Origin of the sequence: Algibacter sp. 2305UL17-15 (assembly GCF_040720935.1) — a bacterium.
Lineage (GTDB): Bacteria > Bacteroidota > Bacteroidia > Flavobacteriales > Flavobacteriaceae > Jejuia.
The window spans coordinates 131,283-156,870 of record NZ_JBFDAE010000005.1; the positions used below are offsets into that span (position 1 = coordinate 131,283).

The 25,588-nt window shown below is 34.9% G+C and carries 23 protein-coding genes; 4 read left to right on the forward strand and 19 right to left on the reverse strand.

The window, feature by feature from the left end:
• Positions 1-427: 427 nt before the first annotated feature.
• Positions 428-2,599, reverse strand: a complete 2,172-nt coding sequence (locus tag ABXQ82_RS07090) for a T9SS type A sorting domain-containing protein (protein WP_367056984.1) — start codon at positions 2,597-2,599, stop codon at positions 428-430.
• Positions 2,600-2,748: 149 nt separating this feature from the next.
• The gene (locus tag ABXQ82_RS07095) at positions 2,749-3,513 is read right to left on the reverse strand and encodes a T9SS type A sorting domain-containing protein (protein ID WP_367056987.1); all 765 of its coding nucleotides are present in this window, start codon (positions 3,511-3,513) and stop codon (positions 2,749-2,751) included.
• Between the two features lie 143 nt (positions 3,514-3,656).
• Between ABXQ82_RS07095 and ABXQ82_RS07100 the strand changes: the two genes are divergently transcribed.
• The gene (locus ABXQ82_RS07100) at positions 3,657-5,576 is read left to right on the forward strand and encodes a histidine kinase dimerization/phosphoacceptor domain -containing protein (RefSeq protein WP_367056990.1); all 1,920 of its coding nucleotides are present in this window, start codon (positions 3,657-3,659) and stop codon (positions 5,574-5,576) included.
• A 1-nt stretch (position 5,577) separates the two neighbouring features.
• Here ABXQ82_RS07100 and ABXQ82_RS07105 read toward each other — a convergent pair whose 3' ends face one another.
• The 15 genes from ABXQ82_RS07105 to ABXQ82_RS07175 form a co-directional block, all read right to left on the reverse strand.
• Positions 5,578-6,192: a response regulator transcription factor gene (locus tag ABXQ82_RS07105; RefSeq protein WP_367056993.1), complete on the reverse strand. Its 615-nt coding sequence runs from the start codon at positions 6,190-6,192 to the stop codon at positions 5,578-5,580.
• A 292-nt stretch (positions 6,193-6,484) separates the two neighbouring features.
• Entirely contained in the window at positions 6,485-8,161 is a 1,677-nt protein-coding gene (locus ABXQ82_RS07110) for a hypothetical protein (RefSeq protein ID WP_367056996.1), read from the reverse strand.
• 1,009 nt (positions 8,162-9,170) lie between these two features.
• A complete protein-coding gene (locus ABXQ82_RS07115) occupies positions 9,171-9,665 on the reverse strand; it encodes a hypothetical protein (protein ID WP_367056999.1) in 495 nt (164 codons plus the stop codon).
• A 62-nt stretch (positions 9,666-9,727) separates the two neighbouring features.
• A complete protein-coding gene (locus ABXQ82_RS07120; RefSeq protein ID WP_367057002.1) occupies positions 9,728-10,003 on the reverse strand; it encodes a hypothetical protein in 276 nt (91 codons plus the stop codon).
• A 78-nt stretch (positions 10,004-10,081) separates the two neighbouring features.
• Positions 10,082-11,239: a hypothetical protein gene (locus tag ABXQ82_RS07125; RefSeq protein WP_367057005.1), complete on the reverse strand. Its 1,158-nt coding sequence runs from the start codon at positions 11,237-11,239 to the stop codon at positions 10,082-10,084.
• Between the two features lie 250 nt (positions 11,240-11,489).
• Positions 11,490-12,623, reverse strand: a complete 1,134-nt coding sequence (locus tag ABXQ82_RS07130) for a hypothetical protein (RefSeq protein ID WP_367057008.1) — start codon at positions 12,621-12,623, stop codon at positions 11,490-11,492.
• 11 nt (positions 12,624-12,634) lie between these two features.
• A complete protein-coding gene (locus tag ABXQ82_RS07135; protein WP_367057011.1) occupies positions 12,635-13,189 on the reverse strand; it encodes a hypothetical protein in 555 nt (184 codons plus the stop codon).
• A 13-nt stretch (positions 13,190-13,202) separates the two neighbouring features.
• On the reverse strand, positions 13,203-14,264 hold the full coding sequence (locus tag ABXQ82_RS07140) for a hypothetical protein (protein ID WP_367057014.1): 1,062 nt from the start codon (positions 14,262-14,264) through the stop codon (positions 13,203-13,205).
• Positions 14,265-14,276: 12 nt separating this feature from the next.
• A complete protein-coding gene (locus ABXQ82_RS07145; RefSeq protein WP_367057017.1) occupies positions 14,277-14,672 on the reverse strand; it encodes a hypothetical protein in 396 nt (131 codons plus the stop codon).
• Between the two features lie 72 nt (positions 14,673-14,744).
• Positions 14,745-14,945, reverse strand: coding sequence for a hypothetical protein (locus ABXQ82_RS07150; RefSeq protein WP_367057020.1), 201 nt, complete (start codon positions 14,943-14,945; stop codon positions 14,745-14,747).
• A gap of 116 nt (positions 14,946-15,061) precedes the next feature.
• On the reverse strand, positions 15,062-16,153 hold the full coding sequence (locus tag ABXQ82_RS07155; protein ID WP_367057023.1) for a hypothetical protein: 1,092 nt from the start codon (positions 16,151-16,153) through the stop codon (positions 15,062-15,064).
• A 50-nt stretch (positions 16,154-16,203) separates the two neighbouring features.
• Entirely contained in the window at positions 16,204-16,488 is a 285-nt protein-coding gene (locus ABXQ82_RS07160) for a hypothetical protein (RefSeq protein ID WP_367057026.1), read from the reverse strand.
• Positions 16,489-16,613: 125 nt separating this feature from the next.
• A complete protein-coding gene (locus ABXQ82_RS07165) occupies positions 16,614-17,279 on the reverse strand; it encodes a response regulator (protein WP_367057029.1) in 666 nt (221 codons plus the stop codon).
• Positions 17,280-17,286: 7 nt separating this feature from the next.
• Positions 17,287-18,885, reverse strand: a complete 1,599-nt coding sequence (locus ABXQ82_RS07170) for an ATP-binding protein (protein WP_367057032.1) — start codon at positions 18,883-18,885, stop codon at positions 17,287-17,289.
• 357 nt (positions 18,886-19,242) lie between these two features.
• Positions 19,243-19,395 (reverse strand): hypothetical protein, encoded by a 153-nt coding sequence (locus tag ABXQ82_RS07175; RefSeq protein WP_367057035.1) that lies wholly within the window; start codon positions 19,393-19,395, stop codon positions 19,243-19,245.
• A 325-nt stretch (positions 19,396-19,720) separates the two neighbouring features.
• Here ABXQ82_RS07175 and ABXQ82_RS07180 point away from each other — a divergent pair, with 325 nt between their 5' ends.
• Positions 19,721-21,022: a hypothetical protein gene (locus ABXQ82_RS07180; RefSeq protein ID WP_367057038.1), complete on the forward strand. Its 1,302-nt coding sequence runs from the start codon at positions 19,721-19,723 to the stop codon at positions 21,020-21,022.
• Here ABXQ82_RS07180 and ABXQ82_RS07185 read toward each other — a convergent pair whose 3' ends face one another.
• Positions 21,023-21,949, reverse strand: a complete 927-nt coding sequence (locus ABXQ82_RS07185) for a FlgO family outer membrane protein (RefSeq protein WP_367057041.1) — start codon at positions 21,947-21,949, stop codon at positions 21,023-21,025.
• A gap of 111 nt (positions 21,950-22,060) precedes the next feature.
• Between ABXQ82_RS07185 and ABXQ82_RS07190 the strand changes: the two genes are divergently transcribed.
• Positions 22,061-23,350, forward strand: coding sequence for a metallophosphoesterase (locus tag ABXQ82_RS07190; protein WP_367057043.1), 1,290 nt, complete (start codon positions 22,061-22,063; stop codon positions 23,348-23,350).
• A gap of 143 nt (positions 23,351-23,493) precedes the next feature.
• On the forward strand, positions 23,494-23,790 hold the full coding sequence (locus ABXQ82_RS07195; protein WP_367057046.1) for a thioredoxin family protein: 297 nt from the start codon (positions 23,494-23,496) through the stop codon (positions 23,788-23,790).
• 302 nt (positions 23,791-24,092) lie between these two features.
• Here the strand turns inward: ABXQ82_RS07195 and ABXQ82_RS07200 are convergent, their stop codons facing one another.
• The gene (locus ABXQ82_RS07200) at positions 24,093-25,502 is read right to left on the reverse strand and encodes an alpha/beta hydrolase (RefSeq protein ID WP_367057049.1); all 1,410 of its coding nucleotides are present in this window, start codon (positions 25,500-25,502) and stop codon (positions 24,093-24,095) included.
• Positions 25,503-25,588 lie beyond the last annotated feature (86 nt).

Here is a 25,588-nt window from a genome sequence, read left to right on the forward strand (position 1 = left end):
TTGGGGTTTTTTTTCAACAAAATATGAACTACGCCATTTTTGTGTTAAGGCTGAGTGCCCATATAATGGCACATGCGATAAAATGAATACAGCACACTGTACGCAGCAAGGTATCTGATAAAATAAAGATAGTGTATAGGAATTCGATGGCGGCTGTAGTGGTCCATAGTAAAAAGGACAAACTATTGGCACATGGCTTTTTCTTTACATAAAGTTCCTTAATGGTCGGGAAATATGCAATTAGGCTGATAATGCTGCTTATAGCGTAGGCTAATATGAGGCCTTTTAATAATAAGCTTTCCATAATTTTGACGAGTTATTTTTATAATGTCCTAATGTTTTCAATAGTGGTCGCGCAGTTCCCGACACTTCATTCTATGAGACTGCACTCATTAGAATATTTTTAGATTTTAAGTTCGTTTTGATGCTACTTTACCATAAGTTTCTTAACAAGATTTTTTTGATCTGAATACATTTTTAAAATGTACAGACCAGATTGCAGATCATTGATTGTAAAGCTGTTTTGTTTTAAGTTAACCTGTTTTATTTTCTTCCCCGTGAGATCGAAAAATTCAATGCGATCGATGGTATAGAGTGTCTTTGATTTTACGGTTACTTCATTCGAAGCAGGGTTTGGGTAAATGCTTACTTGATTTTCGAAGTTCGTCTCGGTGGTGCCCAAGGTAGAAATGGCTTGAATGGTAAAATTGGTATTCCTGGGATCGGTTATGAGACTTCGGTCCCTAAATGCCCGAAGTTTATAGCTATTTCCAGATAACAAATTTTCGAAAAGCGGATCGTTTATGCCACATTCTATTTGGTTTCCGTTGCAGACATCATAAAGGGCAAATTTATTTAAATTAGTGTCGCCGTCAACTTGTAAGCTACCGCTAATGGGCATGGTAAACTCGAACCAAACATCGGCATAATCGTCGGTTGTGCCCGTGCACCCCACTTCATTGTTTATGGATGCTCCGGCAATATTGAAATCAACAGTCATTAACGATGTGTCAACGGTAAGGTTTTCAGCATTATCGCAAATATCGTTTGCAGCAGCTTCAAAGGCTTGTATTTTAAAGCTATTATACCGGGTGTCGTTTACCAATTGCTGGCTTCTAAACACCCGAAGCTTGTAATTGTTTCCAGAAGATAAATTTTCAAAAACCTGATCAGCGAAACCACATTTTATCAAGTTGCCGCTACAGGAATCGTATAGTGCCATTCGGTTCCATGCATGGGTTTCAACCAATAAGTTACCGTTAACGGGCATGGTAAACGTGTACCAAATGTCGGCATAATTATCCATGATGCCCGTACAACCCTCTTCATTGTTTATGGATGCGCCAATGATGTTAAAATTAACCGTTTGAGGTGACGTATCAATGGTAAGGTTTTCGGCATTATTGCACGTATCGTTTACAACGGGCGGAAAAGCTTGAATGGTAAAGAGTGCGAACGACATATTGCTCGCTAAGCTTAGTTCCCTGAACACCCTAAGTTTGTAGGTAAGGCCTGCGGACAAATTGCCAAAAACCTCATTGAGCGCGCCACATTGTATTTGGTTTCCAGTACATGCTTCATACAGTGCAAACTGGTTCCAGCTAATGTTTCCATCAATAAAAACATTTCCGTTAAAGGGCATGATAAACTCGAACCAAACATCGGCATAATCGTTGGTGGTTCCGGTGCAGCCTTCTTCGTTGTTTGTGGTTGCTCCTGCAATATTGAAGTTTACCGTAGATTGCGCTGTGCCAACGGTTATGGTTTCGGCACTGGCGCAGACATCGTTGGTGGCGGCTTCAAAAACCTCAATGGTAAAACTGGTAAATTGAGTGTATGTTGCCAAGCTTAAATCCCTAAACGCCCGAAGTTTATAACTGTTCCCCGGGGTTAGGTTTTCGAAAAGCTGGTTTTGGGAGCCGCATTGCAGTTGGCTGCTGTCGCAAGCATCGTAGAGGGCAAAGTTATTCCAGTTAATGTCTCCATCAACAAATACGTTTCCGTTAACGGGCATGATGAATTCGTACCAAATATCGGCAAAATCGTCGGTGGTTCCGGCGCAGCCTTCTTGGTTGTTTATAGTAGCACCGGCAATGTTGAAGTCAATAGTAGTTTGGGATGTGCTAACCGTGATGGTTTCGGCATTGGTGCAGATATCGTTTGTAGCCGCTGTAAAGGCTTGTATGGTAAAGCTGTTGAATCTTGTGTCTTTTGCAAGATTCTGGGTTCTGAAAATCCTGAGCTTGTAAGTGTTCCCAGAGTTTAGGCTTTCAAAAAGCTGACTGGTAGGGCCACATTGTATTTGTTTGCCGTTACAGACATCGTAAAGGGCAAACAGGTTCCAACCGATGTTGCCGTCAACAAATAGGTTTCCGTTAACGGGCATGGTGAATTCGTACCAGATATCGGCATAATCGTTGGTGGTTCCTATGCAGCCTTCTTCGTTAATTATAGTTGCTTTGGTGATATCGAAGTTAACCGTTGTTGCTGAGGTTGTTACGTCTATATTTTCTGCCGAAGTACAGTCGTCGTTCGCAATTTGTGAAAAAGCGTTGGCAGCTACGAAGATTGTAATAAGAAAGAACGTTAGATTTTTCATAACGGGTTGTTTTTAAGTTTGTTGTATGTTCCAGACCCTTCAGGTCTTTAATCTGAAGGGTCGTGGAAGGGTCTCAATTTCACGACTATAACCATCATTTATAAAGTTTAAACTAATATGGTCATGCACTAAAAAAAATAGGGAACACACTATTTGATGATTATTTTTTTTACCACTGTTTTATTGGTTGAAGTTACGTTTACAAAGTACAAGCCTTTATTTAGCAGGTTAGTGTCTATTCTTGTTTCGGTTTGTCCTTGAACATGCAATTCTTTTATTTTTTTGCCCATAGCATCAAAAAGTGTAATGGCGGCATCTCCTTTTAAATTTACAATCCTAAAATTATCCGTAGAAGGATTTGGAATAATTTGAAAGGCATTCTCATTTTCTTCGGAATCGGGAACGCTCAAAGTAGGATCGTTGATCACAATTTCCGCATAGAAATTTCTAACTATTCCACTAGGGCCAATACTGGTATAATTGATGTTCAGAAAGTTTTGGCCACCATACACATATCCGGGAATGCCGCTTGCAAATTCAGCACTATTTACGGTAAAGCTATTACCGGATTCACCACAAAAGCACTCGCAGGAACTCGCAACAGAACCTGTTCCGATAACCTCACTATTGATGCTTATTTCCATATCTGCATTACAATCGCCAAAATAATTAACCGTTATGGTTCTTGGAATATCTCCCCCAACCAAAGGGTCGGTAAATGGGTATGAAACAGTACCCGTGGTTGTGATGGTTTCATAGGTAATGCCTGCGGGTCCATTTGGGCAGGATTCAGAAAAGCATGAGCCACTTCCGGCAAAATCGATGAGCACCAAGTATTCATTTTGCTGCCCGTAAAACGCACCTGTGATAAACAAGCACATTAAAAGTCTTAAATAAGTAATTGTAGTTTTCATAATAGTTGTTTTTATGGATTAATAATTAGTGTTAATAGCATTGGTATAAAATTATTAACTTAAAGGACGTTTTTTTTCATACTTATGGGTGGTTTTTAAAGCATGGATGTTTACTAACTTTGTGTTATTAAGATGGCTGGCACATGACTAAAATTTTAAAATGCTGTTGTTTTGTATTAGGTGTTTACGGTGCGGTATTTTCCCAGGACGCAAAACCGGATACTTATCAAGATAGTTTGCAGGCTATTATTGATAGTAATATTGCCAGTATAAAAAAGAAAGAGCCTTTGTTTTTATTGGGGGAACATCTGGTGCAGCGTCATCCAGATTTAGCCGAGACCATTGCTGCTAATTTAAAAGCTAATTATCTGAATAAAAATGACAGTAGTGAGATTAGGCGAAACAACTATATTTTTGCAGCAAGCCATAGGTGGCAGGGTGATTTTAGTACTGCTTTAAAATATTATGGCGATATATATGCGTATTCAAAACGGAATAACGATTCTATGGATATTGCCAAAAGCGCCCATTTTATTGGCTCTATATCCATGTTTTTGGGGAATAATGTAACCTCTCAAAAACACCTCCTTGAGGCCGCTGAAATTTATGACCGTATTGGTGACGCCAAACAAAAAGCAAGCATTAACAATGCCCTAGCTAGTTTTTATTTGAATATTGACCAGTTGGAAAAAGGAGAAGAACAATATTTAAAGGCACTAAAACAGTTTGAAGTTTTAAAGGATAGTGCTGGTATGGCAAGCGTAAATGCCAATCTAGGCTTGGTGTACACAGACCTAGGGGACTTTAATAAGGCTGAGATGCATTTAATGCAACAAAAAGCACTTAATGTAGTGTTTCCCACCTTAAGGGAAATGGGGTTCCATCATGATTTTCTTGGGGTGTTGCGCCAAAAAGAAGGCAAACTGCAAGAGGCCTACCAAGAGCATCTTAAAGCGTTGAACATTCGTAAAAATTTAAGCAGCACCTATAATTTATGCGAATCGAAATTAAGTATTGGGGACGTGCTGATTAAGCTAAACAGACCTGCTGAGGCGATAGCCCATTTAAAGGATGTATTTGCTTATGATGAACACCAGTCTCTTAATCAGCAAGAGCGTGCTTATGAAATGCTTGCCGAGGCGTATGAAAAAACTGGGAATTATAAAAACGCGCTTCAAAACTATAAGGCATTTAAAAGGATAAGCGATTCCATATATTCAAAAGAATCAATTGAGATTATTGCCGAGAAAGATGCCCTGTACAACAAACAAAAAAAAGATTCCGAAATTGCTTTATTGAGTAAGGAAAAAGAGATTTCAGATCATAAAATAAAACGTTCTATAACCATTGCCATAATAACTTGTACGGTATTATTGGTGCTTCTTATAGCTGCCATCGCTTTATACAAATTGTATTTAAAAATTAACCATAAAAATAAAATTATAACAAAGGCCTTAAAGGACAGGGAGTTGCTGTTGCACGAAACCCATCATCGGGTTAAAAATAATTTACAAATGGTATCTAGCCTTCTTAATTTGCAGTCTAAATATGTGAAGGACGACAAGGTATATGAAGTATTGCAGAATGGAAGGAATCGGGTACAATCCATGGCAATCTTGCACAAAAACCTGTATATTGGGGAAGACCTAAATATGGTGAATATTCAAAACTATTTTGAAGGATTGGCGCAAAACATCTTGAATTCCTTCAATAAAACAGAAGGAGAGATTCAGCTCGATATTCAGGCTAAAAACATTATGATGGATGTTGAATCTTTGATTCCCATTGGGCTTATAGTTAACGAATTAATAACAAACGCTTTTAAACATGCTTTTCCATTGGATAAAACTGAAAAACCAACAATTACAGTAAAAATGGAAGAAAATGATACAAACTATATTATAGACGTTAAAGATAACGGTATTGGAATCCATACTTCTAAAACTCATAAAACGGAATCTTTTGGACAACGTTTAATTAGATTGTTTGCCGACAAATTAAAAGCAAGGGTTACTACAAATAGCCAAAATGGTACGGAAGTCAACATTGTATTTCCTAAATAAACTAGTGTAATAACTTGTTGAGTACCGTAATTGTTTCCAGCCGGGTATGGGTGTTCATTTTTTCGTAAATGTTTTTTATATGGGTTTTTATAGTGTTTACACTTACAAATTGATCTTCTGCCAATAACTGATTAGTTTTTCCTTCATACAGCCCTTTAAGCGTTTCAAATTCTTTTTGTGTCAACGGTGTTTTTAGTAACGAATTGATAGTCTCCCGATTTATGGCAACGGGAAGCATGAATCTTGAAAAATTATACAATGCTATTTCAATGGTAGAATAGAGCTCCTTTTCGTTAAAGGGTTTGACGATATAGCCCATTGGCAAGGTTTTTTTTGCCCTATCTATTATTTGTTTTCCAGAATAAGACGTCAGGTATATAAATGGGGTTTTGGAGTTTTTATTAATGTATTCTGCAATATCAAAACCTTCATAATATCCTTCTAGATTTATATCCAAAAGTACGAGGTCTGGTTGCAGTTCATCAATGGTTTCGATGGCTTTTTTTTTGTTATAAGCAACACCGACCGTGTTATAGTTTGCATTAGAAAGCATGTCTCTAATATCTTCACAGATAATAGGGTCGTCTTCTACAATTAAAATACGAATCTCTGACATGAGTACCGTTTTTTTCTCATAAACTAAAGATATGAATATTTATGTTTGGAAAAAATGGACAAGGCACTAATTTTAAACAAATAAGTGTTTATGCTTTTTAGGTTTTTTTATGAAGACAGGATACCCACGGACAATTAATAGCGTCAACATTTATAAAAAGGTGTTTTTAATTGGGCATTGTATTGTCTTTTTGAAAATGATAAAACTTCAAAACTTATGGTGGTTTTTGGGCATAAAAAAAAGCCACGGTTTAATTGTGGCTTTTAGTGAATAATTTTGATCTTTATTAAAACTACCTTACACGTTCCACAGAGAAACTTGTAAACTTAGATGTATTGTCAATCGTTAGACCAGAAGCTACGTTAACTCTTGCTTCAATATAAATTGTATCAGCCGCATCTAGTTCTGCCAATGCGGAAACTTGTCTTACTGCTCTAGAATTTTCATTCATTTGCTTGTAATTTACTTCTTGATAGTTGTTGCCACCAGCTACAATTCTTATTCCAAATGTTCTGCTGTTGTTTTCATTGGCATCTGATGTGTACATTGCTGTTATGCGATAAACACCATCTGCTGGCACATCAAACTCATCATTTGGTTCGTCATAATCGTTATTTAAATCAAAATCAGTAGCGTCAAAATTTACTTTGGTCCATGTGTTTGCAGATGCTATTGTTTGATTGGTTGTAACAGTTGCTCTAGAAGCAGCTAATGTACCACCGCCTCCAGCAGCCCAAGTTACCGCACCAGCACCATCGGTTGTTAATACTTGATTTGCGGTACCATCGGCAGCAGGAAAAGCATATCCGGTACCTGTTGGGTCATCAACTTGTAGTGTGCCATTAACCCTAAGGATATTATTGTCAAATTCTCCGTATATCAATGGTGATGCTGTACTCGAATTTTCTATGTATAATTTATCACTACCCGTTTCGTTGTATCCTGAACGGTATCCAATAAATATATTACCGCTTTTATTTTCAGCATTCCCATTACCACTACCGCCACTAGTATAAAGACCAGCACCGGCATCAGAACCTATATATACGTTTTGTGAAGCATTGATATCTGAGTTTCCAGCGTTTGAACCAATATATACATTGTCATCATTATCAAGATCCACCAAATTTTCATCATCTAAAAATCGTCCAGCATAATCTCCAATGGCTGTGTTCTTGTCTCCAAATTCATTGTTCCTAAGGGTCTGATTTCCCAAAGCGTTATTGTTTATTCCAGTTGTATTTGTGGCAAGCGATAAGTAACCAACGGCAACGTTAGAGTCGCCTGTGGTGTTATCATTAAGTGCTACGGCTCCAATAGCTGTGTTGTTGTCTCCAATTGTGTTTCCTTCTAAAGCACCTTGTCCAATGGCAGTATTTCTCTGACCTGAACTATTGGTAGTTAGTGCAGTATATCCTAAAGCTGTGTTTCTTCTACCTGATGTGTTTAATGTAAGTGTTTGATAGCCTACTGCCACGTTTTCGACGCCCTCGTTTGCTACATTGCCAACCGCAGCGTTTAGGGCTTGATAGCCAATTCCTATATTTCCGTTGTCTGAAGCATCATCAGCAGCACCAGCTGTAATTCCTAAGAAAATTGAAGAGCCATCTTGTGAGCCATCCACATCAGATTTGCCATCAGTTAAATCGTCGATTCTTTCAGCACCTGTACCGCCACCTGTAAATGGAATCCATGATAAGGTACTGAAATCCCACCAATAAAAGCCTTCCGTTGGTGTACCTGCACCTGTGGCAAATATAAGCATACCGTTTTGTGTTGTTGTTGGATTTGTAGCTGGAAAATCATCGACACGAGGTATCAGGATTCCATCGGTATTAGCTGGTGTTGCCACATTGCTTGCTGTTATATCCAGCATGGATTGGGGATCTACATTATTCACGCCAACTTGACTTATACTGATTTGAATGCACAGTAAAAAAAATGCTAAAAAAGGAATTTTGGTTTTCATAGGGTTTTTTTTTTCAATAAATTGGTTTCTTTAGTGGTTGGAGGAAACCTTGAGATTAAATCTAAAAAAAGTAGAGAGAATTTAATTTTTAAATTTAGAATCAAAAGCAAATATATGTTTTTAGTCGTTTAAAAAATACATTTTATCGGTTTTTATGTTAAAATTTTCATTAAAAAAAGACCAATTCTACTTTTTTGTAAGCGTTAACTTGTAAAACAGTTAAAAATGTAAGGGTTGTATGAAGCAGTATAGGTTAATTTCTTTACTCAGAATGTTTGTTTGATCTTTAAAGTTTTTGCAGATGTATTTTTATGTAAGGTAATTTTCTGCTGAACGATCTAAATTATGAATCTTGATTGTGTTTTTAGCTTGGGGTCTAGATTATTCATTATGTTTAGTTATAAGTTTGCGCAAAGCTAGCCATTAAAAAAATCTACAGGGTATAAAATTTGACACAATGGGTTTTAAAATTGTCAATTTGAAATTTTATTATGTGGGTTGGATTATTTTAGGCGATGGAAAAAAAGTGCTTTTAATGAGATTATCTTGACTTCTTGTTTTTAATCGAAAATGGGTTTAATGCTTGTTTGAAATAATGGGTGTCATAGTGATGTGATATATTTCCTTTAATCATATAAACCAAGTCGCCTTCAAATGTAGCGTTTAGAATGGCTTAACTGTGGTTTTTTAAATACTCCACATCATTTGAGTTTGCCAAAAAGGCTGTAATAATGATAGTGTTATAGAATATGAAGAAATAAGAAAAGAGAGGTTTCCCGTTTGTTTTTTTTATGAACCTATGCTTTCTTTGTAGAAAACCAACTCATAATTTTCAAAACTAATATTGACTTCATTTTCTAAATAGACTATGTCATTATTTTCCCCATTTTTAATTTATAATTGTCAAATACTATGGGTGTTTGCTTTTGAGCATGATGATAAATAGAAACAGAAGAGTGTGATAAACAAAAGTTTGTGGCTGAAAGGAAATGGTTTCATTTTTTAAAATTTATTCGAGTTTTATGGTATATATTATTGTTTCTAACGATCCTATTCTTAAAGCACTTACATTTGTATTTATATCTATCTCCACTAAGTTTTCTCCAGACTCCAGTTCTGTTCCTTTTACTTCAGTAACAATTTGATTGCCATTCAAAATTTGAATATCTAAACACCCACTACAATTATTAAATAGTGAAATGGATATTTTAGAAACACCTATAGATTTTGTTAAATCTAATTCTAAAACACTAAAATCGCTTGCTTGATTAGGGTAAGCTAAAAGAATACCACCCGATTGAGATTTAACACGAGTAGCTTTAAACTGAAAACCATCAACAACAAAAGAAGTGTCATCGGTATCGATATTTAATCCGTCAAGGTTTATTGTGACAGGTTGAAAAGGGTTTTCTTCTTCTGTATTATCATCATTTGAGCACATTGCTAACGGCAAAGTTGTAAAAATTATGAATATGAATTTGTAACTGAATAGGATGGTTTTCATATTTAAGAAGTTTTATGGTATTCGTATTTAACATTCAATAGATTAGTAAAATTTTTTTAGTTTTATTTGTTTGTAAACCAAAGAGGTCCTAGAATTAATTCACTGATGAACATTAAAACCATTCCAGTGCTCCCTAAGCAACCTATCAACTTACCTTGGTTTTTAGATTTAGTAAAATGTTTATAGTCTTTATACTCTACAGCTCCGCCACTAGTTGTATTCTCAAATTCATACTTGTCCTTTTTGTAGTTCATACGACCTGCAAAAAGCCATAGTAAAAGTCCTATAATGAAAACTGTAATTAGTATTGGACTGTTGGCTTGTTCGAATGGATTCATGCTTTTTATTTCATAATTTATTTATCTATTATGACTATTTATGTCTATCTCTATTTTTACTACAGAGCTGATTTAAAATCAGTTTTTCCGTATTACATCTAATTTTCTAATTGCTGCGGCTCCACTTGCGCTAAAAGCTTCGGTGTTTTCTATAAATGTACCTTTTCCCGTGGTAGGATTAATTATAATAAATTCTCCATCTATAGTGAGACCAAGCAACTGATTTCTAAACAACGCTAATCCCCAAACGTCATTAAATCCAGTTTCTCCAATGAAACTTGTCTCTCCAGTATTTGGATTAATGATAGCAATTCGGTCTGTTGAATACCCTGGAACAATTAAACTCCCATAAAGAAATTCATTATTAACATCAAAAACCAGATCGCCAGAAGAAACGGCACCCGACTCGAAAGTGCCAATTATAGTACCCTTGGCTGTTAGAGGGTCAATTGATAAAAATTTACCATTGTTCGTAGCTGCATATAGTATATTACTTCCTCCTTCAAGTGCGTTAACTTTAGAAACGCCAATATTACCAACTAAAGTTCCCTGTCCAGTATCCAAATCTATTGAGATTAAGTTTGATGATAATGTAACTCCATAAAGATTGTTAGAAAGAAAAGCGATATCACTTAGTTGAAAACCAACCAGTCCTATATTGACGACTTCCCCTGTATTAAAGTCTAGTGTTGAAAGGGTAGAATTATTAGCGAAATTAGAAAAATGAATAACCCGATTCTCAATATCTTTATCGGTTATTGAAATGGTAATATCAATTAAGTCTGATAGTGATTCGTTCTCATCTCTTACACTAATATTCGCATTAAAAGTACCATCATTAATTGAAGAGGGAATGTCGATAGTTATACTAACGGGTTCCGATTCTGCATTAGTAAGCTCATCATCGTTATTGAAAACATAATACCCAGAAGCTCCATTAATTGTGAAATAGACTTCTTTGATATGTGATGCAACATCAAATACCAAATCAATACGTTCCGTAGTTGATCTTGTAGTTTTTATCATGTCAGGATAGCTTGTAATAGACGGGAAAGTGGTGGTATTTGAAAAAGGCAATCCTCCCATTTCAAGAATACCCTCTTTGCCATTTACATAAATTTCCAATGACTCTAAAATTTCATCCGAAGAAGGATTATTTTCATTATTACTTTCTTTGCTACATCCAACTATAACGATGACTGAAGTAACCAAAAGTAGTTGTACTAGTTTTTTCATTTCTTTATAATTAATGTGTTAGCTTTATTTTAATTCAGCTATTATTTATGTGCTTAATAATTGGTAGAGATTTTTCCAATCAGCCTTTAGCTTACTTTGGTTGGCCGTTCTATTCCAAAGCCCAAATACCGTTTCCATTAAGAAATGTTCCAATGATCCAAAGTTTGTTATTAAATACTAAGGTAGCGTAGGTGTTAATTGGGAAAAAGGAAGGCGCAGCTTGCACCCAGTTCACACCATCATCACTGTGTCAAATATCATTATAAAAATTAGGGCTATTATACCCTGCAACAACCCATATTTTATCATTGAAAACGGCTGTGACTAGATTATTTCTTTTAGAAAATGAAGCTTCATTGGTAGCCGCTTCCCAAGTTACTCCATCGTTACTGTACCAAACATCATTTAGATATGTTCCATTACCACTTCCAGCAATTACCCACAGTTTATCCTCAAAAACCACCACACTATGTGATGACCTTTTTGGAAAAGGAGCCCCGGAAGTTGCTTGAACCCATGTTACTCCGTCCTTACTATACCATACATCATTTTTACTGCCTTCACTAAGATTCCATCCTCCAATCATCCATATTTTATTATCAAAAGTAGCCAATGCATGATCATGTCTTCCGGAAAAGGCATTTGATGTAGCTTCTATCCAATTTATACCATCATTGCTGTACCAGACGTCATTATAAAAATCTTCAGGGTCATTTCCATCACCCCTTCCTCCTATTACCCAAATTTTATTGTCGAAAACAATGGATGCATGAAGATGTCTTACCGGAAACTGGGCATTTTCGATAGCTTTTTGCCAATTTTCGCCGTCTTCGCTAAACCATACGTCATTTTTATTGACATATTGATTTCCATCAAAAAATTGCCCTGCAATTACCCATATCTTATTTTGGAAAACTACTGTTGAAAAACCAGTTCTTACGGAAAATGCAGGTGTGTCTGTAATCGATGTGAAATTAAGACTTTCACTTATAGTGGTAAAAGAAAAAATTTCACTTTCTGTAGTACCCCCATTACCATCCATAGCTGCTATTTTCCAATAGTATTTTGTTGAAAACGCTAATGGCTCGTCTATAGTTATAGACGTTTCTGAAATATGCTCTTTATATACTTTTGTTAAAGTTTCATCCTCATCTAGGTATAGTGTATAAGAAACGGAATCACCGTCGGGGTCAATAGCGGTCTCCCAGCTTAGTATGGGAGATGTTACTGTATTTAGGGCTTCGTTTTCAATACTTTTTAGTGCAAAATTTTCTGGAGGTCTGTTTTCTGCTGCCTTATTTTCAATTTCTTCGTCATTATTTGAACAAGAGGTTAAATAAATAGAGAAACAAAGTGCTGCAATTATATAATGTTTTGTCTTCATTCTAGGGTTGTTTAAAAATTATCACAATATTTCCAGCCGTTGCTGGTTTTGGTGAATTTTAGTTTTTGGAGCCAAAACTCCGAAGGTTCCTTTTTGGCAAAAATGGCAAACGGTGTTATTTCAGAGGCCTTAAAATTAACTTTGACAACTGCTGTATTAGTAGATGGTGTTTCATGAACTTCTAAAACCTCATCCACCACATACTTATAGGTCTTGGCTTCTGCGGTACCATCGTTTTCTGGCACGTTTTCCATGTGTTCTAAGGCTTTTTCGGTTAGCTTTACCTCAAACTCCTTGCGTTTTCTATAGCCGGTTTTTACTTCGTTAATCATGGTCATTTCTATAAGGCCTTCATCTAAAAGGGTCTTATATTTTTGTAGCAGTTCCTTATCGTAGTCCCTGTCCCTAAAAGTAGCCTTGCCAATGGTAATTCGTGCAGTACGTTGTTCGGGGCTTTTTTCCAGGCATTCTTTTAGGATATCTTTGGCCTTGGAGTTGCTCAAATTATCCGACCCACAAGAACTTATGGTGATAGCCAATGCCAGTAGTGCAATATAGTTTTTCATGGTTATTATTGTTTTAAAGGTTTTGGTCATTTTTTTGATTGTAATTGATCTGTATTTCAGCAATTTTATTGTGCTGTACTGGATAGCCAGTAGCCATTTTATAAAACTCTATGGTCTTTATTTTGGTCTCAAAACTATAAGGACGCGTTTGCAACTTGGGTATGGCCATTGCATAGGTTGTTTTGACTATCAGCTTAAAAGGAGGGTTTTTACTGCGCTCGTTTAAGCTGGCATAATACTCAAAAATTGCCTTGGCCTCGTTTTCGGCCATATCCAGTTGATAGGTGCGTGAGGATTGATAGCGATAGTTGCTTTTTGGGAATGCCGTTAGTTTTGATTTCGTATTGCTCCTGCCGATTTGTTGACTATGGTTTACATAGTACTTTATATTTAGTTTTTTTGTATTAAAATCGTAGCCTTCTATTGAGGCTGTTACCAATTTGTAAGACACAAGGTTTTCTGGGTCAACACCCTCCAACAGTTTATTAAAAGCTGCCCTCTTTTCGGTTTCTAAACTTTGGCGTATGTCGCGCAGTTTAAAAACGTTGTCCCTATATTCTGAAATAGCATTGTAGTTATAGTATGTATTGAGGTAGTACTCCATGGGCTCTATATAGGGGCTGGGTATAAAGCCCGCACAACAATGGTCTATTTTTATGCGCTCTTTTCCATTTTTTAAATTTCCCTTTCTGTACGAACCAAACACACTATTAAAATTGAAATTCTTGCAGAGTTTTGATGCTGCCAAAAAAAGAATTTGGGCGTCTGTATTATACACATGGATTTGTTCTCCTAAGTCCGAACCGTTAATAACTTGCACGCCGTATGTTGGGTCTCCTGTTATTTCTGTATTTAATTCATTATAAAGCGTTTCTACTGGTTTCTTTTCTTGAGCGTCAAATGTAAAGGGATCATTGTTCTTTTTGCTGTTATTTAAAACGGTAGAGGCTTTTTTCGTTTCCGTCGCCGTACTATCATCCCACGAAAAATCGTCTTGCTTTGATTTTTGTTTACAGTTTGTTGCTAGAATAAAGACGGTTAGGTACCCAAAAATTTGAACTATTGTTTTCATCATAACCTAGGGGTTTTATCTTTTAGAAATTATTTTCAAGTACAGTAACACCTTCAAAGAAATTTGTAAAACCTCCCTAATCAAACCTATGTACAGCGGAGAGAAATAGGTAGTAACCAAAATGCCAAGAAAAAGCCCAAAACTTCCAAAATAACCACTCCATCCCTTTATTGCCATAATAACACCTATTGGGTAAGCCAAAACAATAAGCGCATTAAAAATACTGATTAACCAGATGTATAAAGGGAAATCTGAGGACAAATTACTTTCTTCAGAATCATCAGCTTTACCGTTTGAGAGCGCTATTAATGCATTTTTATAAATTTTAAAGGGCAGCGTTAATGGTTTTACTATAATGAGTTCAAGTGTTTTTAATGCTGCTTTTCCGAAGTTAATTTCTTTTTGTTCCATGATATGATTTTATTGATAGCAATTCCCAAAGCTTATTTATTGGGTTCTTCTTTTAAATAATCAGTATGAAATTTACCTCATACTTTTTTGTTCTTTTTTTTTTTTGAACTTACCATCAAGGTGTTGTAGATCTCTATCCCTTTCTTCCTCTTCTCCAGAGCTATTGGAATCTAACATAATTCTAAATTCTACGTTCTTAGAATTGTTTGTTTTCTTTAATAGTTCTTTTGAAATAAGAGATCTGGCATTTGCTGCTGAGCTTTGATCCTTCATGTTATAATCTGTATAGAAAGAACCCGTGGTAGATATTTCTATTTTTTCATCATCTAAAAGAAAGATGAGCGATTTGCATTCTCTTACTCTTAAAAAAAATACATTTTCATTAGATGTTATTTTGTGTATGTGTACCAAAGAGAATCTTCGGTAACACCGTCACCATTCTTAATCAGAATTTCATTACCGTTTAGGACAACAGTAGCGTCCCAAAACAAGTCTCCATTACCAGGCTCCCTCATTTGGTCAAAAGCTATTTCATCACCATCTAGCCTGAAGCGTCTATATGAAATCAATACTAATCGATTATCGCCCTCTATATATGACCATACTCCTGAATTTTGGAATTTTCTATTTATCTTTTCCAACCAAATAGGGGTGCATTGTTGCCTTGTTGCAGTATAATCGAGAACATCTGTAGTCGAATTATCCTCGTACAAATACGTGCCATCGCTATTGAATATTATCTTGCCATCGCCCTGTATGTTCTCTCCTTTATACTCATATCTAAGCCCAGTTTCTGTACAATCGCCGCTTCCACCAAAGGAAAAAGCAATATCCCCTACTTTATATGTAAAAGGTTCGGTTATCCCGTCTGAAATAGCAAAAGTCTCTCTTTTTTTGAAGATCCATTCATTAGTCAAAACAGAGTCCCCTCCTAATAATTGTATTGTGGTACATACCTTTTGAGGCGCACTAATATTGCCAGCTTCATCATAAACACAGATGTAGTAACAAAAAACACCTGTTTTAATGTTGTCGTTGAAATCTACATCAAATATGTTTGTCTGGTTATTTAACCCCTTTAACTTTTTAACTTGAGGGCTGTTTGATTTTCCAAAAGAATTTAATTGAAGGTTTACATCAAAGTATCCTTTGGCTTTTATATCATTATTGTCGCTAAATTGAATATAGGCACCTAAGATGGGGTTTTCTGAATTAATTGTTATATTAAAACCTTCTATGGGGAGAGCTAAATCATCATTATCAATAAGGTTGAAACTTATCTGTTTGTTGGGTGTGGGTAAATCGGTTTCAATGTAGCTGCTTCCAGCAATAATTACTTTCTCCGATAGCTCATTAGGATCTAGATTTACAGCTGTTGGATCAGCCTTATTTATATCCGAATCATCTTTGGAACATGAAATAAAGAGGGTTAATAGCAATAAGCAAGACAAAAATTTGTGACTAAATGTTAATGTTCTCATTTTTTAAAAGTTATTTAATAATCTCAAACAATCTGAAATATATGTATATGTTAATTACAATCTGAAGAAGCTTTCAAAAGTGCTTCTTGAAATTCTTGTTTTTCCTCTAAAGAAGAATATTTCGCATTCATTTTTTGAACCAAATTTGTTGCTTCTGCCATAAACTCTTGTGCATCTTTCATACTAGATGCATCGCCCGTCATGGCTTTTTGTTGTAGTTTTTTTGCTTTGCATTGCAGATCTGCAACTTCTTGGGCATCGCTAGAGATGGAACCGCCACAACTCGTTAAAAATAATGTTGCAGATAATAGGATGCTTGATAGTAATTTTTTCATTTCTGAGAGGTTTTAAGTTGAACAACAAACCTAACCTCCAAACAGATAAAATCCGTACGGTTTCCCGTAAAGTGCTCGAAAAAAGGGTGTAAATTAGATGAATGTTAAATAAAAAAGATAAACGGCTAGATAATTCCTAAATCTTTGCAGGTGGCTACCAAGTGAACGGTGTTTTTTGACTTAAAATGGACCTTAAGTTTATTGATTTTCTTTTCAATGTAGCTTAAACTTGTCGATTTTGTGTTTCTATGTTGAAACAATTGGGCTATTTCTTTTTGGTTTGTACCTTTTGAGAGTTCCTCTAATATAAAAATATCAATATCATCAATTTCAAAGAGGTTGTTTTGATTGCTCAATTCCAAGGCTTTTGAAGTATAAAGTATATTGTTCCACACACTTGGGATGGCCTCTAAAAGTTCTTTTAAACCATACTTCCCCTTGCTGATAAATCCATTAATGTTATAAGTGTCTGTAAAGGATTGCACCTTGGTTTTTCTGTCTTCCACAGAATATATAATGATTTTAATATCGGCTTGTTTTTCCCTGAGCAACTTAATAAGTTCTATGCCAGATGTGATGTTTTGTTCGCGGTAGCCCTGTTTAAATGTAAGGTCGGAAATTACAAGATCGAAAGGGTTGCCATCGAATGACGCTTTTTGGAATTTGATGTAAGCATCATCACAGTTTTGCGTAAACACAATTTGCGGAATTTGGGTGTTCTTTTTTAAGGTCTGCACAATGCCATAGTTTACGCTATTATGGTCATCTACAACTAAAACTTTTTTAAACATCACGTCATTATATTGGTAAGGAAATGTTTATGGCCACTCCTGATTTTCGGTCTGAATCAAAATTAAGCGTTCCGTTGCAATTTTTAATACGGTTTTCCACATTTTGTAATCCGTTGGCTTTAAAATGGTCTGTTTTTTTTAAACCAATACCATCATCGGTATAAACAATATGGAGGTTTTTTTTGTCTTTTTTAAAACGGATGACCACATTTGATGCGTTACTGTGTTTCTTCATATTGGTCATTAATTCTTGTAGCACTCGCAGTATCGTGATTTTTTTTGAATCGTCTATAGGTTGAAAAACAGCTTTGTTTAAACCCAAAGTTGAAATATGGATTTGAGGCGACTGATACGCGTTCAACATCTCTTTTAATTCTAAATAGAAATAGTTGTTATCTAAGTTGATGGTGCTGTTTTCATGGGAAATATCTCGGGTGCGCCGATATATGTTTTCAAGTTGGTTTACAACATCGGTTTGGTTATCATTGGTTTTGTTCTGTATTTTGTTAATCAAATGGTACATGTCGTTTGCCAATTCATCATGTACTTTTTGTGAAATTCGGGTTTCGGTGGTGTAAATTTCTTGGAGTTTTTCTCTTTTGTGGCGTTGTTTTAAAATATAAACTATAAATCCGCCAACTAAAATTAAAACCAAACCACCAGATAAATAAATAATTTTATAGGTGTATTGTTTTGAGACTTCTAATGCTTGTTTTGCTTTTTCAGCTTCTAGTTTTAAAATGGTTTTTTGGTTGGTTTCATCGTCATATTTCATTTTAGCAAATTGGGTTTTTGCTTTTAGTTCTTGTTTGTATAAGCTATCGTTTAATGCGATGTAGCGGTCTTTATAAACAATGGATTTGGGTTTTAAGGCCATTAAAAATTCTAAAGCCTCTAATTCTCCTTTTGGGCTTTTAATTTGTTTGGAAGTTTTAATAGCTTTATTAAGATACCGTAAAGCTTCATTTGGGTTCTTTTTTAAAAAAAAGTTACCTAAATGGATATAGCTTGCTATTTGCCCATGCTTGTCGTTGTTATTTATCTTTATATTCAAGGCTTTTAGTAAAAGGTTTTGTGTATTGCTCTTATCTTCAAGCCATTGTGCGTAGCCTAAATTATCGATAATGGTAGCATATTGATCAGAGCTTTTTTGTATGGTAGAATCCTGCTCAATAGGTCTTAATAATGTAATGGCATTATTATAGTGCTTGCCGTCTATATAAGTGGTGGCAAGATTATTTTGATAAATGAACTTATCTGCTTTAGAATTGGTGGTTTCAATAGCTTTTAAATAATACGTCGTGGCATCCTTATAATTCAATAATTCTTGATGGTTTATCGCCAGTACGTTGTATGATGAAGCCAAATATTTAGCATCCTTTTTTTTCTTTAGATAGGGAATGGCTTCTGCTACGGTTTCCTTGCTTCCTATATAATCATCCTCTATTTGTTGGATGATGGACATGCTCAATAATTGCTTGCCTGTATTTGTACTATCGTTTACAATCTTAAAATTTTTCTTTGATTGATTATAATAATAAAAAGCACTATCGTAATCGTTATTTTGAAAATGCATGAGTGCCGTGTACCAATTAGCTTTACCCATAAAAAAATAGTTTGAAACTGCATTTGCGTTCTTTAACAAATATCTATCGTAGTAAAATGCACTATCATAGTTTTTTAATTTATAGTGCAATTTTCTTTTTAAGACGATGCAGGACAAGAACAAGGAATCTTTTTTTAGGTTCTTGGTTTTCAAAAAGGAATCAAGGTAAATCAGTCGTGTGTTTGTGTCTAGGGTTTTGTCTTTTGCCTTTTTTACAGCTAAGGGGATTTTGTAGTTATTTTTATCTCTAAAATTGCCTTCGCAATTAAGAAAGAGAAAAAAGACTAAAGATAAATAGAGGAATGAAAATATTGAAAATTTCATTCCCCTAAAGTAATAAGTAATTTTTAATAATGATTAATCTTCATCTGGATCTGGTATAACATTTTTTTTATCGCCATCAGTAGCTATTTCTGTCTGGTCTTCTATACTTTCAGCAGTACAAGAGGTAATGCTTGTGCCTAATAAAATGATTCCCAATACTGCAATTAAATTTTTAAATGTTTTCATAATTTTTTCCTGTTTAAATTTGACATAACTCTTCCTGTTCGGGTTTTTAAACCAAATGGCGTAGAGGCTTTTTGCCTCTGTTTAAAAAATTTGAGTACTCAGTTTTTTGGGAAGTAAAATCTAAATGCGGAAGCTTTTAACACTTCCCATTTGGTTATTGGCTAACCGCATAAAGATTTTTATTAGAAATTTGTTTTCTATATTAGCTTGATATAGTATGAACTAGTTTCTTGAGACAAATTTAGGAGGTTGGATAGCTAGCAACTCTAGCTTATTCCGAAGATTCTTAATGATTTCAAAAGATTCGGTATGATTCTTAAAAACTATGAAACAAAAGACAATTGAAGATTATAGAAATTCAATTTTAGAAAAATTTAATACAGATACTAAGGAGGGAAAAACAAAATACATTTTTAATTCTACGCCTGCTTCTATACGAAATGCCTGCGTTAGATGCCTTAATGAAGAAAAAATTAGTTTAGAAGATAAAAGGATGTTAACCTTATTTTTTGGATTAAAATCAGATGAAGATTATGTAAAGGGCATAATGGATTACCCAGATGGAAAATTAAGAGTTGTGACTAATTTTTTAGTAAATGGAACTAAGCCAAAGCGACAAGGAGTAGATGAGTTGGTAGCTTGGTTAATAGACTTTAAACCAAGACCTTTTTTCAAATTCCGCAATCAAAGATCGAATGAAAAAGCGCTTATAGATAAAGGCAAAAAAGTTGATGAAAAACCAAGAAAAAATTCGGGACAAGGTTTTGATACAAAAGAAGGTAAGTTTAATTATGGCACCGAAAATGAATTTGGCACTAAGGTTCAAAAGAAAGAGGCAAAATCTAAACACAGCTTTAAATTCTTAGTTATTTTAATTCTTATCGCAATATTATTTTTTGTTTATAGCATCTCAAAAAGCACCCATTTTATAAGTAAAGATGTTGAAGCTATCCGAAAAATAAGTAGCAATGAACTTCCCGGTTATTTGAAAACAAACCATACCGTATGGAAAGGCGTGTCTAATTCTGGTACAATGGAATATTTTGCAACATCAGGGAAGCATCCAGTTACGGGTAGAGATTTAATTTTGATGTCTGATGAAGAACGCAGAGACATAATTATAGAGAAAGAGATTGTCGGTAAAACTGAAGAACCCAAAGAAGAACCTAAATTGTTAGAAAAATCTATATTGAATCCTGCTCTTAAAAACAGGATAGATTCCAAAGAAATGGCGATTTTTATTTTTGGAGATGATTTTCAATTAAATAATAAGGTTTTGTCTCAATTGCAAAATGGCATATTTAGCAATTATAATAGTACAGGCAATTTGTTGATACCCAATAAATTAAATGAAACCATAAAAGCGAATTTAATCTCTGGTAATTTGGCTGTTTTAGGAGATGCGCTAGATAAGCATACCGACTATGTTTGTGTTGGAAATGCGAATTCTACATTTAGAAAAAGCACCATAAATTCTGAAATCACTATTTGCGATTTAGAATTGAACATAGCAGTATATGATTCAAAAGGAATAAGACAAAAAAGTTTGTCAAAATCAGACTTCCACATTGGGCAAGGTTTCAATGAACCTGAAGCTTTGAAAAATGCTATAAAACAAATTGAATGATTATTTGATAGTGTAAGTTTTAGATTTGCAGGTTTCTACTTTAAGTTCCCCCATGTCTTTAAGATACTTCCAATAATGGTCATGACTTAGGTAGTGTTCATTTCCTTTAAATTTTTCATCATCTATATAATCTTTCCATTTAGCAATATGATATTTTAAAGGTCTATCTACTAATCCATAAACACACTTGGTTTCCTTTGCGTCTAGTATGATTGTTTTTTTTGAATGATTGAAATACTTAGTGTCAGGAGTTGTAAAAAAGGTCAATTTAACAACAATCTTTTCATTTAATGAATTGGAAAAACAAACATCCCCTGTGCTCATTTTTTTACACTTAGAATCAACCGTTTCAGGATTGTTAATAGTTTCATTAGAGTTCAAAGGTGTGTTAAAACCTTTGTTAGGATTGTTGCCTCCATTTACGGCAATACCTAAATAAGAATTCACATCTTCATTCATAGGTAAACTTGTCATATTTGCAGCAAATTGTAGCGCGGTTTCAGTATCTAATGCTTTAGCGCGTACTTTTATTGTGCTGCTTAAAACGGTATAAGTACCAGTAACAATAGCATCAACGGCTATAATTTTTTGTAGTTCTTTTGCTGTGGCTTTGTCAATATAACCTTCAGAATTTAGTTTATGCTCTTTAAGAATTATATCTAAATGTTTTCTATCTATAATTTCGAAATTATCAGCAAAATTGGTCATGTAAATAGAAAAGTCTTCGGTTAAATAATTTCCTAAAGCCGTGCGTTCGCCACCTTCCGTTACGAAACCCCAAACAGCAATCTTTTTTTTGCCTTTCGTATCTATTTTATGAGATAAATCTTGAGCTAGTTTTTCAAATTTTGAGTCAAAATCTTGGGCAAATAGGGCTGTAATATTTAATATGCAGCATGAAATAAATAAAGTGGAAAGGTGTTTCATAATGTATTTGGATTATTTTTTTGTTAAAATACTAATTTCTTAACCAATAGTTAAATATCTCCAATTTTTCAAATAGTAATTTTGAATACCGCTATATTTGAATAAAAAAACATGTCGCGCTGGATAATTCTCATTTTATTATGTCTTTTTGTTAGTTTTTATGGCTTTCAGGCTATAAGAACCGTTACAAAAAATATTTGGGTTTATGCTGGATATTGGTTGATATCGGTACTGGTAATGGCCAATTTTATCTACCGCTACACCAATTTTGTAAGAGGGGAAAGTTTTACACATGCGCATGGTTATGCATTGGCATTTTTATTTACTTGGTTTCTGCCCATAATGTTTATTACACTATTTATGCTGGGCGAAGATCTATTTAGAGTGGGTTCATATGCCGTTCGTAAAATAACCAATAACGAGGTAGATTCTAATAGCAGGAGACAGTTTCTCTCCCAATTGGCACTGGGCGTTGCGGCCATACCTTTTGCATCATTTTTATACGGAATTACTAGAGGGAAGTACAACTTTCAAGTCATAAAGCACAAATTATATTTTGAGGATTTACCCGATGCGTTTGACGGTTATAAAATCACTCAAATTAGCGATATCCATTCTGGAAGTTTAGAAAGTAAAGAGGATATTGCCTATGGCGTAGATTTGGTGAATAAGGAAAATAGCGACCTGATTTTATTTACTGGAGATATTGTAAACTCTAAAGCCGAAGAAATGGGCGAGTGGATTCCTGTTTTTGATAAATTTAAGGCGAAGGACGGTAAATTTTCTGTTTTGGGCAACCATGATTATGGCTATTATGCCTACGGAGGAGATGTTGAATTAATCGGAAAAAACCAATTAGAACTAGAGGCAGTACACAAAAGTATTGGCTTCGATTTAATGATGAATGAGAGCAGGCGCATAGAACGCAATGGAGAACATATTAATATTTTGGGTGTAGAAAACTGGGGCGCTTCAAGACATTTTCCTAAACGGGGCAGTTTAAAGGAAGCCACAAAACATATTGGAGATAACGAGTTTAATATTTTGATGTCACACGATCCTTCCCATTTCGATTATGCCAAAATGGAACTCAATAAACGTGATATCAATAATCATGATATTGTAGTTGATGAACCCAATATCATCAATTTCGAAAAACATATTCATTTAACATTGGCAGGACATACCCACGGGATGCAATTTGGTATAGAAATTCCACTTTTAGGCATAAAATGGAGCCCTGTAAAATATCGTTATCCAAAATGGGCAGGATTGTATAAAGAAGCCAACAAATATTTACACGTTAATAGAGGATTTGGCTATCTCGCATTTCCTGGACGCATAGGGATTTGGCCCGAAATAACAGTAATTGAACTCAAAAAAGGCACTAATAAAGCATAATTGCAAAGAAATGTTGTATATACTCTAAAATTGTTTATTTTTATAAATAAGTCAGAGTGAACCTGTTGGCATAGGCGTTTTTAAATAGTGTCGAAAAAAGATCAAGCAGGTTTAAAATACATTTTATATCAAAACATTAATATATGTCAAAATTTGGGGAACTAATTGATGTTGAAATTCCTGTTCTGTTCGATTTTTATGCAGAATGGAATGAACAATCTACCGCAATGCACCCCGTGTTGCGAGATGTTGCGGCTGCTCTTGGCGACAAAGCCAAAGTCATTAAAATTGATGTTGAAAAAAATCAGGAACTAGCCGATGCTTTACGTGTTAAAGGCTTGCCAACCTTGATCATTTACAAAGATGGTGAAATGAAATGGCGACAAAGCGGCGAGCAAGATGCCAATACGCTTATTGGGATTATTCAGGAGTATGTTTAAATTCTAAACTTTTTTATTTGGGCGTTACCCTAAAAAGGGTCGGGCTTTCCACTATATCTTTTTTTAAGCGTCATAGCGAGGACTAAGGACGTGGCTATCTGTTAAATTAAAGTTCTAAATAAAGTTTATGTTTATTATTTTAAAAAAAGGATGTCGTTTCAATTCCTAACGCACTTGTTTGCTAATTTAGGTTTTGAATTGTAGGTTATTTTATTTTCTGAGAAGTTTGTTTTAAGGAACTGTTTTCATTAAATAGAATTGGTCACTCAAATGTATTTTTCAAAAGAGAATCTCCTAACATTTTAATTCTTCTTTTGATCTGGCATCGTCAAGTTCCATTTGATTGGCTTCTTTTCAGAGCTACATTCTGTATTAGGTCTCTGGGTAGGATGGTTGAGAAAATCTTCGACTATTTGGAAAAAACACGGGTTAAATAGATTGTGACCTTCATCTGAAAAAATTAATTCATAACCGTTTTTCAAATGCTTTATCGCTTCTTTAGCGTTACTAACGGGAGTAACATGGTCTAAACCACCGCTTACCATTAGTGTTGGGATTTCAGAAACTACAGCTTGATTTTCAATCTCTGAAGCTCTGTAAGAGTGCCAATTCTTAAGTAATCCTATGCCTAGCTCAGAAGACATAGATAAATTAAATGCTATTTCAGATCGTTTTATAGATTCAATCATAGCCAATTCGTCATAAAAAGGAAGTTCTTCATAAGCCATGACCGAATAATTCATAGGCCAATTAATATAATTAGATAAATTTTCAATAGCTTTTATAGCATATAGAAGAGATTCAGTTTCTCCATTTTCGAAAGCCTCAATAAGTAAAGGTATATTCCCTATGGAACGACGATCGTAAAGATGTAGAATAAGTATTGTCAAGGCATCTTGACGGTTTAGAACGAACAGTTTGCCTTCATAGTCAAAATGTAAAGGGTCAGATTGTAATTTCTTTATTGCTTTCAACAAGCGCTCTTTCAAATTTGGGTAACGCTTATTACAGTTTTCATTTTTCTCACAACGCTCAAGAACAGTAAAAAGAGAGTTTTCTAAATTCGGTATATTCTCTTTTAGAATATCCGTTTCTGGTGCAAAGATTCCCGTAAATACTGTACTTCTAATACTGTTTGGGAAATCACGCATTATTGTTAACCCCAGCCTAGAACCATAAGAAACCCCAAAAAGATTCCATTTTTCATAACCCAACGCTTTTCGCAAATCCTCAAAATCAGCAGCATTTTCTTTGCTAGTATATCCAGCAAGGTCAACCTCGTCTTTTTTCATGCTTTTTTTACATTCGGAAAATATAGAGTTTAGTGCCCTAATTTCGCCCTCGTTGTCAAGGTCTTGTCTCATAATAGTGAACATTGCATCTCCAATTTCGATGCAGTTTGCTTCTGAAGCTCCTGTTCCGCGTTGATCCATTAGTATAATATCCCTATTGTTTCTAAGAGGATGGTTTTTCCAGAACTCTGCCTCAATCACGGTTGGTCCACCTGGACCACCCTGTAAAAAAACAATGGGTGCTTTTTGGGTGTTAGCCTTTTTAGCCTTTAACACCTTGTAAACTAATTTGAGGGTTCTAGAATTGGATTTTTTTCGATTTTCAGGGACTTCTAGAATTCCGTCTATAACTTCATTTGAAGAAGTTGTATTACAGGCAAATAAAAGAACTAGCAAAACTAAAATTAATGATGAACGCATATTTATTGATCTTATAGAATCTATTAATTATTCCGTTTCTCTTCGTCCAGATTTTCAATTCCGTTCTGAGCTCTGTTTTTCGCTAA